Genomic DNA, 14,921 nt, shown 5'->3' with positions numbered 1-14,921 from the left:
TTGAAGTTCAATGTCGTGAGTATTCCATGTCAGATAACAGCCAGAAAAAAGTGATCGTCGGCATGTCCGGCGGTGTCGATTCCTCCGTTTCCGCCTACCTGTTGCAACAGCAGGGCTATAAGGTGGAGGGCCTGTTCATGAAGAACTGGGAGGAAGACGATGGCGAGGAATACTGCACTGCCGCTGCGGATCTCGCCGATGCGCAGGCCGTGTGCGACAAGCTCGGCATTGAACTGCACACCGTTAACTTTGCCGCAGAATACTGGGACAACGTCTTTGAACTCTTCCTCGAAGAGTACAAAGCGGGCCGCACGCCAAACCCGGATATCCTGTGCAACAAAGAGATTAAATTCAAAGCCTTCCTGGAATTCGCTGCGGAAGATTTGGGCGCAGACTACATTGCGACCGGTCACTACGTGCGTCGCGCAGACGTGAATGGCAAAAGCCAGCTGCTGCGCGGTCTGGACGGCAACAAAGATCAGAGCTATTTCCTCTATACGCTGAGCCACGAACAGATTGCCCAAAGCCTGTTCCCGGTCGGCGAGCTGGAAAAACCGGAAGTGCGAAAAATCGCCGAAGAGCTGGACCTGATCACCGCGAAGAAAAAAGACTCTACCGGCATCTGCTTCATCGGCGAGCGTAAATTCCGCGAATTCCTCGGACGCTACCTGCCTGCGCAGCCGGGCAAAATTGTGACCGTCGATGGTGAAGAGATTGGCCAGCATCAGGGCCTGATGTACCACACCCTCGGCCAGCGTAAAGGTCTGGGTATCGGCGGTACGAAAGAAGGTAGCGAAGATCCATGGTACGTTGTCGACAAAGATGTCGAAAACAATATCCTGATTGTCGCGCAGGGCCACGACCACCCGCGTCTGATGTCCATTGGGCTTATCGCACAGCAGCTGCACTGGGTCGACCGCGAACCGTTGAAGGGCACGCTGCGCTGCACGGTTAAAACGCGCTATCGTCAGACCGACATCCCCTGCACCGTCACCGCGCTGGATGACGACCGCATTGACGTGCGTTTTGACGAGCCGGTTTCTGCCGTCACGCCAGGCCAGTCTGCCGTCTTCTACAGCGGCGAAATCTGCCTGGGCGGTGGGATCATTGAACAGCGCCTGCCGCTGCCCGCTGTTTAACCCGATTGCACACATAAAGGAGACCGTGTGGCGAAGAACTATTACGACATCACCCTGGCACTGGCCGGAATTTGCCAGTCTGCCCGTCTGGTGCAACAGCTTGCGCATCAGGGTCATTGCGACGCTGACGCCCTGCACGTTTCGCTCAACAGCGTGATCGATCTTAACCCAGGCTCCACGCTGGGCGTTTTCGGCGGCAGTGAAACCAATCTTCGCCTCGGTCTTGAAACCTTACTCGGCGTCCTCAACGCCAGCAACCGTCAGGGGTTGAATGCGGAACTGACCCGCTACACCCTCAGCCTGATGGTGCTGGAACGTAAGCTGAACGGCGCGAAAGGCGCGATGGACACGCTCGGGGATCGCATTGCCGGCCTGCAGCGCCAGCTGGATCACTTCGATCTGCAGTCCGAAACGCTGCTGAGCGCGATGGCCGGTATTTATGTCGACGTGATTAGCCCGTTAGGGCCACGCATTCAGGTCACCGGTTCCCCTGCCGTATTGCAAAGCCCGCAGGTTCAGGCGAAGGTTCGCGCCTCGCTGCTGGCGGGCATTCGCGCCGCCGTGCTGTGGCACCAGGTTGGCGGTGGCCGCCTGCAGTTAATGTTTTCTCGTAATCGCCTGACGACTCAGGCAAAACAAATTCTTGCTCATTGTTAACCTCCCGGAGTTGCCAATTATGGAATTATCCTCACTGACCGCCGTATCCCCTGTCGATGGACGCTACGGCGATAAAGTCAGCGCGCTGCGCGTGATCTTCAGCGAATATGGTCTGCTGAAGTTCCGTGTTCAGGTTGAAGTACGCTGGCTGCAAAAGCTGGCTGCCCAGACAGCAATCAAGGAAGTTCCTGCTTTGGATGCAAAAGCAAACGATTACCTTGATAAAATCGTTGCTGACTTTAACGAAGAAGATGCCGCCCGCATCAAGACCATTGAACGCACCACCAACCACGACGTGAAGGCGGTTGAATACTTCCTTAAAGAGAAAGTGGAAAGCGTTCCTGCCCTGCACGCGGTGTCTGAATTCATTCACTTTGCCTGCACGTCTGAGGACATCAACAACCTGTCTCACGCCCTGATGCTCTCCACCGCGCGTAAAGACGTTGTTCTGCCTTACTGGCGTAAAATCATTGATGCGGTGAAAGCCCTGTCAGTGGAATACCGCGACATTCCGCTGCTGTCCCGTACCCACGGCCAGCCGGCCACCCCGTCCACCATGGGTAAAGAGATGGCGAACGTGGCGTACCGTATGGAGCGCCAGTTCCGTCAGTTAGAGCAGGTTGAGATCCTCGGCAAAATCAACGGTGCCGTGGGTAACTACAACGCCCACATTGCCGCCTACCCGGAAGTGGACTGGCACCAGTTCAGCGAAGAGTTCGTGACCTCGCTGGGCATTCAGTGGAACCCGTACACCACTCAGATCGAGCCGCACGACTACATCGCAGAGCTGTTTGATTGCATCGCGCGCTTTAACACCATCCTGATCGACTTCGACCGTGACGTGTGGGGTTACATCGCCCTGAACCATTTCAAGCAGAAAACCATCGCCGGTGAGATTGGTTCTTCTACTATGCCGCACAAGGTAAACCCAATCGACTTCGAAAACTCCGAAGGCAACCTGGGCCTGGCGAACGCCCTGCTGCAGCATATGGCGAGCAAACTGCCGGTTTCCCGCTGGCAGCGCGACCTGACGGACTCCACCGTGCTGCGCAACCTTGGCGTGGGCATTGGCTATGCGCTGATCGCGTATCAATCGACCCTGAAAGGCGTGAGCAAGCTGGAAGTAAACCGCGACCGTCTGCTGGACGAGCTGGATCACAACTGGGAAGTGCTGGCCGAGCCTATTCAGACCGTCATGCGTCGTTACGGCATCGAAAAGCCGTACGAGAAACTGAAGGAGCTGACTCGCGGCAAGCGCGTTGACGCCGAAGGCATGAAGCAGTTTATCGACAGCCTGGAACTGCCAGAAGATGAGAAAACGCGCCTGAAGGCCATGACGCCCGCCAACTACATTGGCCGTGCCGTTACCATGGTCGACGAGCTGAAGTAACGCCCCTCCCCCCTTTCCGCCCGGAAAGGGGGCTGCTTTTCCCCCGGTTTACTCAATGTTTATCCCCACAACAACATAATCAGCGTTAAACTATTCATACAATTATTTCTGGGAGAAAAGATGATGCGCGTTTTGGTTGTTGAGGATAACGCATTGCTACGCCATCACCTGAAGGTTCAGCTTCAGGAGATGGGACATCAGGTGGACGATGCTGAAGACGCAAAAGAAGCCGATTATTATCTCAATGAACACTTACCTGATATCGCCATCGTTGATTTAGGATTACCTGATGAAGACGGTCTGTCGCTGATTCGCCGCTGGCGCAGCCATGACGTCTCGCTCCCGGTACTGGTGTTAACCGCCCGTGAAGGCTGGCAGGATAAGGTGGAAGTCCTCAGCGCGGGTGCGGATGATTACGTCACCAAGCCGTTTCATATTGAAGAGGTCGCCGCGCGCATGCAGGCATTGCTGCGCCGCAACAGCGGTCTTGCCTCCCAGGTTATCTCCATCCCGCCTTTCCAGGTGGACCTCTCGCGCCGTGAATTCTCCATCAATGATGAGGTGATCAAGCTGACCGCCTTCGAATACACCATCATGGAAACCCTGATCCGTAATAACGGCAAAGTGGTGAGTAAAGACTCCCTGATGCTCCAGCTCTATCCGGATGCTGAACTGCGGGAGAGCCACACCATTGACGTGCTGATGGGGCGTTTACGTAAAAAAATCCAGGCGCAGTACCCGCAGGATGTGATCACGACCGTGCGTGGTCAGGGCTACCTGTTCGAACTGCGCTAAATGAAAGGGATTTTGCGCCATATCCTGCCCCTGTCTCTGCGGGTTCGTTTTTTACTGGCGACAGCTGCCGTCGTGCTGGTGCTGTCGCTTTCTTACGGCATGGTGGCGCTGGTCGGCTATAGCGTCAGTTTTGACAAAACGACCTTTCGCCTGCTGCGCGGTGAAAGCAACCTGTTTTACACCCTGGCGAAATGGGAAAATAACCATATCACCGTCGATTTGCCGGACAATCTGAACCAGCAAAGCCCGACGCTGGCGCTCATTTACGATGAAAAAGGGAAACTGCTCTGGGCACAACGTGACGTTCCGTGGCTGGTTAAGAGCATTCGTCCTGAATGGCTAAAGACCAACGGTTTCCATGAAATTGAGGCCGATCTTAATACCACCAGCTCGCTGCTGCGTGAGGATCGCTCCCTGCAGCAAAAGCTGAATGAAATCCGCGCCGATGATGCCGAAACGGAGATGACGCACTCCGTTGCGATCAACCTCTACCCGGCGACGATGGGTATGCCGCAGCTGACCATCGTGGTGGTCGATACCATTCCGGTAGAGCTTAAACGCTCTTATATGGTCTGGAGCTGGTTCGTTTACGTTCTGGCCGCCAATTTGCTGCTGGTGATCCCGCTGCTGTGGATCGCGGCATGGTGGAGCTTGCGCCCGATTGAATCTCTGGCAAAAGAGGTTCGCGAGCTGGAAGAACATCACCGGGAAAAACTCAATCCGGACACGACGCGTGAACTGACCAGCCTGGTACGTAACCTCAACCGCCTGCTAAAAAGCGAACGCGAGCGTTACGATAAATATCGCACCACCCTTACCGATCTCACCCATAGTCTTAAAACGCCGCTCGCCGTGATGCAAAGTACCCTGCGCTCAATGCGCAGCTCAAAACTTAGCGTCGACGATGCCGAGCCTGTAATGCTCGAGCAGATCAGCCGTATCTCGCAGCAAATTGGCTACTATCTGCACCGGGCCAGCATGCGTAGCGGCAGCGCGCTCATGAGCAGGGAACTGCATCCTGTCGCGCCCTTGCTGGATAACCTGACCTCCGCGCTCAACAAGGTCTATCAGCGCAAAGGGGTCAACATCAGCCTTGATATCTCGCCTGAAATCAGCTTTGTAGGCGAGAAAAATGATTTCATGGAAGTGATGGGCAACCTGCTCGATAACGCCTGTAAATACTGCCTGGAATTCGTGGAGGTTTCCGCGCGGGTGACGGATAACGAGCTGCATATTATCGTCGAGGACGATGGACCCGGCATTCCACGCAATAAGCGTGAGGTTGTATTTGACCGCGGCCAGCGTGCCGATACGCTGCGCCCCGGTCAGGGCGTTGGCTTATCGGTGGCACTTGAAATTGTCGAGCAGTACGACGGCAAAATTGAGACGGAAGAAAGCCTGCTGGGCGGTGCCAGAATGGAGGTGATTTTTGGTCGACAGCAGCCCACATCGAACGAGAGTTAACCCGATATGTGAAAAATGCGCGGATCTCGCACCCAGGCTCCTGCGCTTCCGTTATAATCCGACTCAATAAGAGCCTGCGGAATAATATAATATGGAATATCACTTAGCACTTAACTGGCCCGAGTTTATTGAACGTTACTGGCAGAAACGCCCGGTGGTTCTTAAACGCGGGTTCAGCAATTTTGTCGACCCTATCTCACCTGACGAACTGGCCGGTCTGGCCATGGAAAACGAAGTGGACAGCCGCCTGGTAAGCCACCAGGACGGGAAATGGCAGGTCAGCCACGGTCCATTCGAAAGCTACGATCACCTGGGCGAAAACAACTGGTCGTTACTGGTGCAGGCGGTCAATAACTGGCATGAACCCACTGCCGCCCTGATGCGTCCTTTCCGCGCCCTGCCGGACTGGCGCATGGACGATCTGATGATCTCCTTCTCCGTGCCGGGCGGAGGCGTTGGCCCCCATCTCGATCAGTACGACGTGTTTATCATTCAGGGGACGGGCCGCCGTCGCTGGCGCGTCGGTGAGAAAGTGCCGATGAAGCAGCACTGCCCGCATCCCGATCTGCTTCAGGTCGATCCGTTTGAAGGCATTATCGACGAGGAGCTGGAGCCGGGCGATATTCTCTATATCCCGCCAGGATTCCCGCACGAAGGTTACTCCCTGGAAAATTCCCTGAACTATTCGGTCGGATTCCGCGCGCCGAGCGGGCGCGAGATGATCAGCGGCTTCGCAGACTACGTTCTGCAGCGCGAGCTGGGCAGCTACCGCTATAGCGATCCGGATGTGCCATCGCGCGAACATCCCGCCGACATTCTGCCGGAGGAGCTGGATAAGCTGCGCGGCATGATGCTGGACCTGATCAACGAGCCTGGGCACTTTAAACAGTGGTTTGGTGAGTTTGTCAGCCAGTCACGTCACGAGCTGGACGTTGCGCCGCCGGAGCCGCCGTACCAGGCAGACGAGATTTACGATGCGCTGCAGCAGGGTGACAAACTGGTTCGCCTCGGCGGCCTGCGCGTACTGCGCATTGGTGAAGACGTTTTCGTTAACGGCGAGAAGCTGGACTCACCGCACCGCCCTGCGCTCGACGCCATCGCCGGTCATATGGTATTGACTGCCGATATCTTTGGCGACGCGCTGGAAGACCCGTCTTTCCTTGCGATGCTGGCCGCGCTGGTGAACAGCGGGTATTGGTTCTTTGAGGACTGAGTCGCCTTAACGCCCGGTGGCGCTACGCTTACCGGGCCTACGATCCGTATGTAGGCCCGGTAAGGCGTAGCCGCCACCCGGCTTTTTACTTCCGCTCCCCCGCCGCAAAATCCTCGATCTCTCCGGCCCAATCCTCCGGATATAACCCTTCCCGTACGTCCCGATGAAACGTTGAATACGGCCAGTCGCTAACCTTACTGACGTAGCCATGCTTTAGCGGATTGATGTAGACGTAATCCATATGGCGACGGTAGTCCTCTTCGTTACGGATGGTGTGTTCCCAGAATCGCGGCTGCCATATGTAGCGCATGTCGATGTTACGACTAAACGTTTTTTTGATATCCCGCCAGCGGGCCGAAAAATCACTGTCGCCGTCCGGTAGGGTCCAGATGCAGTGCATATGTTCGGGCAGGATAACCCAGGCATTAATGGTAAAAGGTTTTGAGCGTTTAACCATTGAGGTGGCAGCACGCAGGCTATCAATGTGACGGGTAAGCAAATCGCTTTGGCGGTTTTGCAGATTAACGGTGAAAAACCAGGTTCCACCCGGGACGTAATGGCGACGGTAGTTTGACATAGCGCTCCTTGCCTTTCTGCCCGGTGGCGCTTCGCTTACCGGGCCTACAATCCGAACGTAGGCCGGGTAAGGCGCAGCCGCCACCCGGCTTAAAGCGGCTACCGCTTCGCGGTCAACTCCGCTATCCGCACAATCACCTTCACCGCTTTTTCCATCCCTTCCAGGGTCACGAACTCATGCTTGCCGTGGTAGTTGTAACCGCCGGTAAACAGGTTTGGGCAAGGTAAGCCCATGAACGACAGCTGCGAACCGTCGGTACCGCCGCGAATCGGTTTCATCAGCGGTTCGATATCGCAGTCGCGCATCGCCTGCTGGGCGATGTCGAGGATATGCGGATGCGCCATCACCTTGTCGCGCATGTTGTAGTAGCTGTCTTCGATGATCAGCTCAATGTAGCAATCCGGGTGCAGCCCCTTGCCGACCTTCTTGGCAATCTCCATCATCTTGCGTTTGCGCGCTTCAAAGTTTTTGCGGTCAAAATCGCGGACGATGTAGTGCATCTGCGCGCTGTCAACGGTGCCCTTAATGCTGGTCAGGTGATAGAAACCTTCATAGCCTTCCGTCTGCTCCGGGCTCTCTTCAGCCGGTACTTCGGCGTGAATGCGCGAAGCCAGCGAAAGGGCGTTGACCATCACGCCCTTTGCAGAGCCGGGATGAACGTTATTGCCGACGATTTTGATCGTGACAGAGGCTGCGTTAAAGTTTTCAAACTCCAGCTCCCCCACGCCGCCGCCGTCGACGGTGTAGGCCCACTGCGCGTTAAAGGCCTCAACGTCAAAGTGCTTCGCACCTTTGCCCACCTCTTCATCCGGCGTGAAGGCGACGCGAATATCACCGTGCGGAATGTTTTTGCCTCTGAGCACCGCCAGCGCCGTCATGATCTCCGCGACGCCCGCCTTGTCATCCGCACCCAGCAGCGTTTTACCGTCGGTGGTGATCAGCGTCTGCCCCAGCAGCTGGTGCAGCACCGGGAACATCACCGGCGACAGCACTTCATCGCCAATCCCCAGCGCAATGTCGCCGCCGCGGTAGTTTTCCACAATCTGCGGATTCACATGTTTTCCGCTAAAATCCGGAGAGGTGTCAACATGGGAGATGAAGCCAATCGCCGGGATATCCCCGCTAACGTTGGCTGGCAGCGTTCCCATCACAGTGCCTTTATCGCTTAACGTGACGTTGACCAGCCCCATGGCCTCAAGCTGCTCTTTGAGCAGATTTAATAACTTCCACTGGCCTTCAGTGCTTGGCACCTGTCGGACACCCGGCTTAGATTGGGTATCCAGCGAAACGTACTGTAAAAAACGCTCAAGTAATTTATCCATGCAGTCACCCTCACTTTTTGTGACAACATTATCAATAAGCATCAAAACGCAAATATTGCGTCAGGTCACTTTTATCCCGCAAACGAGAACTTTTTTCGTTTATGTCATCGTGTGTTTATAAATGTAGCTTATGAATCAGTGACAAGGATTGGCGATTGAAAGGTATTGCCGTAGAATGTCCGCCCTCATTACGAGTCACCAAGGTGGTTACACACAAACCCCGCTTCAGTCTGCTGCCTGAGGCGTCTATATGGGACAGCGCGAAAATTGAATACACAACCCCGTTCACGTTCACCGCTGGTGCAACTGGAACGAATTCGTAAAAGTTTTGATGGTAAAGACGTTATTTCCGACCTCAGTCTGACCATCAATGACGGTGAGTTCCTCACGCTGCTTGGCCCTTCTGGCTGCGGCAAGACAACCGTACTGCGCCTTATCGCCGGGCTTGAGAGCGTCGATAACGGCCACATCCACCTTGAACATCAGGACATAACTCAGGTTCCTGCCGAAGATCGTCACGTTAATACCGTTTTCCAGAGCTATGCCCTCTTCCCGCACATGACCGTGTTTGAGAACGTGGCGTTTGGGCTGCGGATGCAAAAAACGCCTGCGGCCGAAATTCCGTCGCGCGTCACCGAAGCCCTGCGCATGGTGCAGCTGGAAGAGTTTGCCCAGCGCAAGCCGCACCAGCTCTCCGGCGGCCAGCAGCAGCGCGTCGCCATTGCGCGCGCCGTCGTGAACAAGCCGCGGTTACTTTTGCTGGACGAATCCCTCTCCGCGCTGGACTACAAGCTGCGCAAGCAGATGCAGAACGAGCTTAAGGCGCTGCAGCGTAAGCTCGGCATTACCTTTGTCTTTGTGACCCACGATCAGGAAGAGGCGCTGACCATGTCCGATCGGATCGTTGTGATGCGCGACGGTAAAATCGAGCAGGACGGCACTCCGCGCGAAATCTATGAAGAGCCGAAGAACCTGTTTGTCGCCAGCTTCATCGGCGAGATCAATATCTTCAACGCCACGGTCATCGAGCGTTTGGACGAGCAGCGCGTGCTCGCTAACGTTGAGGGCCGGGAATGCCCTATTACCGTTAACTTCCCGGCTGAAAAGGGACAGCGGCTTAACGTCCTGCTGCGCCCGGAAGATCTGCGCGTCGATGAAATCCACGGCAGCGCCGAGGCTGAAGGGCTTATCGGCTATATCCGCGAACGTAACTATAAAGGCATGACGCTGGAATCGGTGGTTGAGCTGGAAAACGGCAAAATGGTAATGGTCAGCGAGTTCTTCAACGAGGACGACCCGGACTTTGACCACTCCCTCGACCAGAAAATGGTTATCAACTGGGTAGAAAGCTGGGAGGTTGTGCTGGCTGATGAAGAACACAAGTAAATTCCAGAATGTGGTGATCGCCACGATCGTCGGTTGGCTTGTGCTGTTCGTCTTTCTCCCCAACCTGATGATCGTTGCCACCAGCTTCCTGACCCGCGACGACGCTAGCTTTGTTTCGCTGGTCTTTACGCTGGACAACTACGCGCGCCTGCTCGATCCGCTCTATTTCGACGTGCTGATGCACTCGCTCAATATGGCGCTGATCGCCACCGTCGCCTGCCTGGTGCTGGGGTATCCCTTCGCATGGTTTCTGGCGCGTCTCCCGAAAAAGGTGCGCCCGCTGCTGCTGTTTTTGCTGATTGTTCCCTTCTGGACGAACTCATTAATCCGCATCTACGGGCTAAAGATTTTCCTCAGCACCAAAGGGTATTTGAACGAGTTTCTGCTGTGGCTTGGCGTGATTGATACGCCGATCCGCATCATGTTCACCCCGAGCGCGGTAATTATTGGTCTGGTCTATATCCTGCTGCCGTTTATGGTGATGCCGCTCTACTCCAGCATCGAGAAGCTCGATAAACCGCTGCTCGAAGCAGCAAAAGATCTGGGTGCCAGCAAGCTGCAGACCTTTATCCGCATCATTATTCCGCTGACCATGCCCGGTATTATCGCCGGCTGTCTGCTGGTGATGCTGCCAGCGATGGGGCTGTTCTACGTAGCGGACCTGATGGGCGGCGCGAAAAACCTGCTGATCGGTAACGTGATCAAAAGCCAGTTCCTCAACATCCGCGACTGGCCGTTTGGCTCGGCCACCAGCATTACGCTCACGGTGGTGATGGGGCTCATGCTGCTGGTCTACTGGCGCGCTTCTCGCCTGCTCAACAAGAAGGTGGAACTCGAATGATCGGTCGACTGCTTCGCGGCGGTTTCATGACCGCCATTTACGCCTATCTCTATATCCCGATCGTTATCTTGATCGTGAACTCGTTTAACAGCTCGCGCTTTGGGATCGGCTGGCAAGGGTTTACCACCAACTGGTACAGCCTGCTGATGAACAACGACAGCCTGCTGCAGGCCGCCCAGCACTCGCTGACGATGGCGATCTTCTCCGCCACCTTCGCCACGCTGATTGGCTCACTCACCGCCGTCGCGCTGTACCGCTATCGGTTTCGCGGTAAGCCGTTCGTCAGCGGAATGCTGTTTGTGGTGATGATGTCGCCGGATATCGTCATGGCGATTTCGCTGCTGGTGCTGTTTATGCTGCTGGGCGTCCAGCTTGGCTTTTGGTCGCTGCTGTTTTCCCATATCACCTTTTGCCTGCCGTTTGTGGTGGTGACCGTCTTCGCGCGTCTGAAAGGGTTTGACGTGCGCATGCTCGAGGCGGCAAAAGATCTGGGTGCCAGCGAAATGACCATCCTGCGTAAAATCATCCTGCCGCTGGCGATGCCTGCCGTCGCCGCCGGATGGCTGCTCAGCTTTACGCTGTCGATGGATGACGTGGTGGTCTCTTCCTTCGTGACCGGCCCAAGCTATGAAATTCTGCCGTTGAAAATCTATTCGATGGTAAAAGTCGGCGTGTCGCCCGAGGTGAACGCGCTGGCGACCATTCTGCTGGTGTTTTCGCTGATTCTGGTGATCGCCAGCCAGGTTATTGCTCGTGATAAAACAAAATCTCAGGGGACAATGAAATGAAAAAAATGCTCGCCGCTGCGGCACTGGTGCTCGGCATGGGTGCCGCGCACGCTGATGACGGTAAAACGCTCTACTTCTACAACTGGACCGAGTACGTGCCGCCGGGCCTGCTGGAACAGTTCACCAAAGAGACGGGCATCAAGGTTATCTATTCCACCTACGAGTCGAATGAAACCATGTACGCCAAGCTTAAAACCTACAAAGACGGCGCGTACGATCTGGTGGTCCCCTCAACCTATTTCGTCGACAAGATGCGTAAAGAGGGCATGATCCAGAAGATCGATAAAACGAAGCTCACCAACTTCGGCAACCTCGACCCGGAAATGCTCAACAAGCCGTTCGATCCGAACAACGACTACTCCATCCCGTATATCTGGGGGGCGACGGCGATTGGCGTCAACAGCGATGCGCTTGATCCTAAAACGGTGACCAGCTGGGCCGATTTGTGGAAACCAGAATACAAAAGCAGCCTGCTGATGACCGACGACGCGCGCGAAGTGTTCCAGGTCGCGCTGCGCAAGCTGGGCTATTCCGGCAACACCACCGACCCGAAAGAGATTGAAGCGGCCTACAGCGAGCTGAAAAAGCTGATGCCTAACGTGGCGGCGTTCAATTCCGATAACCCGGCAAATCCTTATATGGAAGGTGAAGTCAATCTGGGGATGGTGTGGAACGGTTCGGCGTACGTTGCGCGTCAGGCCGGTACGCCGCTTGAGGTGGTATGGCCGAAAGAAGGCGGTATCTTCTGGATGGACAGCCTCGCGATCCCGGCCAATGCGAAGAACGTTGAGGGCGCGATGAAGCTGATTAACTTCCTGCTGCGCCCTGACGTGGCGAAGCAGGTAGCAGAAACCATCGGCTACCCCACGCCAAACCTCGCGGCGCGTAAGCTGCTGAGCCCGGAAGTCGCGAACGATAAATCGCTCTATCCCGATGCCGAAACCATCAGCAAAGGCGAATGGCAGAACGACGTCGGCGACGCGAGCCGCCTCTATGAAGAGTATTATCAGAAGCTAAAAGCGGGCCGCTAAGCCCCCGCGTCCTCACGCCGCTTTGGCGTGAGGACGCGTCAACTCACCGCATTCTCTCCTGCCCAGATCGTTGCCATTCGCATCGCTTCGACAACGTCCTCCTCGGACAGGTGTAGAGCCTGACCCATTCTGAGCGCCTCATCCCAGTTCTGCTGTTCATAGTAGCGGCACAGCGTAACGATATCGGCTAACACTCCCTCCTGGTGACACAGCGCATTACTCACGCTCTGCGGTACCGCAATTTGCTTCATCAGCTCAACCATCGGCAAATCCAGGAGAGTATCAAGCAGCGAGAACAAACCGCAGATAAAAGCATTTTCAGCCAGCAGCGGCTTATCCATCTTCTGCGCAATCAGCTCGCAGAATTTACCCCGCATCATGCTCAAGGGATACAGCTCGTTCACGGTATCATTGCCCGCGCAGGCCAGAACCACCACCGCCACAAATCTGCGGATCTGATTCTCACCGAGATACATAAGCACTTCGCTCAGGGTTAGCTTACTGAAGTTGATGCTGCCGCCATATTTAAACGCGGTATGCTTCATATAGCGCATGATTTTATAGGACAAGGTGAGATCGGTTTTTATCAACGACTCGATGATCCTGAAATCGGGTTTATTGCGCCCCACCTCCATCTGCAGGCGGAAAATCGCAAGCTGGTTCTGCGACAGCCGTTTATATTTTATTACCTCGGGCCGACAAAAGAAGTAACCCTGAAAAAGAGTAAAACCTGCATCGCGATATATTTTAAATTCCTCTTTAGTCTCAACTTTTTCAGCGAGATACTGAACGTGAGCGGTCTGAGCTTTACGCGATTGCAGATAACCTTGAATTTGCGCCAGGGTATTATTTTGTACATCGAATTTCAGTATCGAAATATAGGGTAAAAAAACATCCCACTCCGGTGCAAGGGTAAAATCATCCAGCGCGAAGCGATATCCGCGAGCGCTCATCTCTTTAACCGCCTGCAGAAGCTCGGCGCCGGGAACCGCATCCTCAAGGATCTCAATCACGACGCTGTCTTTGTCCAGCGCTTCACCGCTCCCGTCGATTACCATTCGTGAAGGAAAGTTGATAAACGAGGTGTGTGTTCCCGCAATACGCTGAGACGGAACGCATAAAAACTGGTCCGATATCATCCGGGAGGTGGCGTATTCTGCCGACACATCGGGAAAGCGGTTCGTCATTCCATCTCTGAAAAGCAGCTCATATGCAACCGTATTCATGTCCGTGTTAAAAATGGGCTGTCGCGCGATAAATGCATACATTCCCCATCCTCCTTATCGATTCTTTATGGCGTAGCATCCTCTTTTTTCTGAGTGATAACGAGCATTATTGAAATCTATTTTGAATTCATCCACAAAACAAAAAGTATCCACACTAATTAACCGGATTCCGGTCAGGGAAATTTAATTTAAATAAACGATTTGCGTGTGGAAATAAAAAAGCACTCCGTAAGAGTGCTTTTTTTAAGGGAAAGCCGCTATAGTCCTTTCAACAGCTTATCAACGAATTCGGGTACCACCGTACTTGCCAGACCATAGTGCTTTTCTTCGAACTCGCTGCCCACCTGGCTCGGCTCAAGGTTAAGCTCCACGGTGTGCGCACCCTGCAGTTTGGCCTCGTGGACAAATCCCGCCGCCGGATAGACGTGTCCTGACGTGCCGATGGCGATAAACACGTCCGCCATTGCCAGCGCGCTGTAGATCTCATCCATGCCCAGCGGCATTTCGCCGAACCACACCACGTGCGGGCGTAAACGCGCAGGAAACTGGCAGCAGTGGCATTTGTCTTCCGGCAGCACGTCCTCTTTCCAGTCCAGCACCTGACCGCTCCAGGCGCAGCGCACCTTGAGCAGTTCACCGTGCATGTGGATGATGTTCTTGTTGCCGGCCCGCTCGTGCAGGTTGTCGATATTCTGCGTGACCAGAAGGAAACGATCGCCCAGCGCCTCTTCCAGCTTTGCCAGCGCCAGATGCGCCGCGTTAGGCGCAATCTCAGGCTGCTGAAGCTGGCGACGGCGGGCATTATAGAATTCCTGCACCAGGTCCGGGTCACGGGCGAAACCTTCCGGCGTCGCCACATCCTCAACGCGGTGCTCCTCCCAAAGCCCGTCCGCCGCGCGGAAGGTTCGAATTCCTGACTCGGCGGAGATCCCCGCCCCGGTCAACACCACGACTCTGGGTTTATCCATCGCTTCTGGCATCATTCTGTCTCTGAAAAAGATCCGCTGGCGCAAGCGCTCACGCAGGCGGCGTTTATTTTTGCGAAAACGGCTGAGTCGACCCTGGCGACGCGACAGCATAGTAACCTCGTAA

The 14,921-nt window shown here is 55.1% G+C and carries 14 protein-coding genes; 10 read left to right on the top strand and 4 right to left on the bottom strand.

Going from position 1 to position 14,921, the window contains the following annotated elements:
* Nucleotides 1–26: 26 nt before the first annotated feature.
* The 6 genes from mnmA (at nt 27) to VPX56_RS09050 (ending at nt 6,658) form a co-directional block, all read left to right on the top strand.
* A complete protein-coding gene (gene mnmA / locus VPX56_RS09075; RefSeq protein ID WP_263609267.1) occupies nt 27–1,139 on the top strand; it encodes a tRNA 2-thiouridine(34) synthase MnmA in 1,113 nt (370 codons plus the stop codon).
* A 27-nt stretch (nt 1,140–1,166) separates the two neighbouring features.
* Nucleotides 1,167–1,796 (top strand): high frequency lysogenization protein HflD, encoded by a 630-nt coding sequence (gene hflD / locus VPX56_RS09070; protein WP_119934635.1) that lies wholly within the window; start codon nt 1,167–1,169, stop codon nt 1,794–1,796.
* Between the two features lie 19 nt (nt 1,797–1,815).
* Entirely contained in the window at nt 1,816–3,186 is a 1,371-nt protein-coding gene (gene purB / locus VPX56_RS09065) for an adenylosuccinate lyase (RefSeq protein WP_326471236.1), read from the top strand.
* Between the two features lie 123 nt (nt 3,187–3,309).
* Nucleotides 3,310–3,981 (top strand): two-component system response regulator PhoP, encoded by a 672-nt coding sequence (gene phoP, locus VPX56_RS09060; protein WP_131634512.1) that lies wholly within the window; start codon nt 3,310–3,312, stop codon nt 3,979–3,981.
* Nucleotides 3,982–5,445, top strand: coding sequence for a two-component system sensor histidine kinase PhoQ (gene phoQ, locus VPX56_RS09055; RefSeq protein WP_131634325.1), 1,464 nt, complete (start codon nt 3,982–3,984; stop codon nt 5,443–5,445). It abuts the gene before it with no gap.
* 91 nt (nt 5,446–5,536) lie between these two features.
* Nucleotides 5,537–6,658 (top strand): ribosomal protein uL16 3-hydroxylase, encoded by a 1,122-nt coding sequence (locus tag VPX56_RS09050; RefSeq protein ID WP_326471233.1) that lies wholly within the window; start codon nt 5,537–5,539, stop codon nt 6,656–6,658.
* Between the two features lie 85 nt (nt 6,659–6,743).
* On the opposite strand, the gene VPX56_RS09045 is transcribed toward VPX56_RS09050, so the two are convergent.
* On the bottom strand, nt 6,744–7,235 hold the full coding sequence (locus tag VPX56_RS09045) for an REP-associated tyrosine transposase (RefSeq protein ID WP_131634323.1): 492 nt from the start codon (nt 7,233–7,235) through the stop codon (nt 6,744–6,746).
* A gap of 98 nt (nt 7,236–7,333) precedes the next feature.
* The gene (gene pepT, locus VPX56_RS09040; RefSeq protein WP_326471229.1) at nt 7,334–8,557 is read right to left on the bottom strand and encodes a peptidase T; all 1,224 of its coding nucleotides are present in this window, start codon (nt 8,555–8,557) and stop codon (nt 7,334–7,336) included.
* Between the two features lie 237 nt (nt 8,558–8,794).
* Between pepT and potA the strand changes: the two genes are divergently transcribed.
* The 4 genes from potA to potD are packed head-to-tail and all read left to right on the top strand — an operon-like array spanning nt 8,795 to nt 12,603.
* The gene (gene potA, locus VPX56_RS09035; protein ID WP_326471994.1) at nt 8,795–9,943 is read left to right on the top strand and encodes a spermidine/putrescine ABC transporter ATP-binding protein PotA; all 1,149 of its coding nucleotides are present in this window, start codon (nt 8,795–8,797) and stop codon (nt 9,941–9,943) included.
* Complete coding sequence (gene potB, locus VPX56_RS09030) at nt 9,927–10,784, top strand: spermidine/putrescine ABC transporter permease PotB (protein ID WP_263609263.1); 858 nt, start codon at nt 9,927–9,929, stop codon at nt 10,782–10,784. Before potA ends, potB begins: the two co-directional genes overlap by 17 nt.
* Entirely contained in the window at nt 10,781–11,572 is a 792-nt protein-coding gene (gene potC / locus VPX56_RS09025; protein WP_263609262.1) for a spermidine/putrescine ABC transporter permease PotC, read from the top strand. Before potB ends, potC begins: the two co-directional genes overlap by 4 nt.
* Nucleotides 11,569–12,603 carry a spermidine/putrescine ABC transporter substrate-binding protein PotD gene (gene potD / locus VPX56_RS09020; protein WP_263609261.1) on the top strand — a complete coding sequence of 345 codons (1,035 nt, stop codon included), beginning with the start codon at nt 11,569–11,571 and terminating at the stop codon, nt 12,601–12,603. The genes potC and potD overlap by 4 nt, the downstream gene beginning before the upstream one ends.
* Before the next feature lie 38 nt (nt 12,604–12,641).
* Here potD and VPX56_RS09015 read toward each other — a convergent pair whose 3' ends face one another.
* Both VPX56_RS09015 and cobB read right to left on the bottom strand, forming a co-directional pair.
* The gene (locus tag VPX56_RS09015) at nt 12,642–13,871 is read right to left on the bottom strand and encodes an EAL and HDOD domain-containing protein (protein WP_326471225.1); all 1,230 of its coding nucleotides are present in this window, start codon (nt 13,869–13,871) and stop codon (nt 12,642–12,644) included.
* Nucleotides 13,872–14,086: 215 nt separating this feature from the next.
* A complete protein-coding gene (gene cobB / locus VPX56_RS09010) occupies nt 14,087–14,908 on the bottom strand; it encodes a Sir2 family NAD+-dependent deacetylase (RefSeq protein WP_131634316.1) in 822 nt (273 codons plus the stop codon).
* Nucleotides 14,909–14,921: the final 13 nt, after the last annotated feature.

The sequence above is a fragment of the Enterobacter wuhouensis genome (assembly GCF_035835995.1).
In the GTDB taxonomy this organism is placed as follows: domain Bacteria; phylum Pseudomonadota; class Gammaproteobacteria; order Enterobacterales; family Enterobacteriaceae; genus Enterobacter; species Enterobacter wuhouensis.
This window is presented reverse-complemented; position numbering and strand designations above follow the sequence as displayed.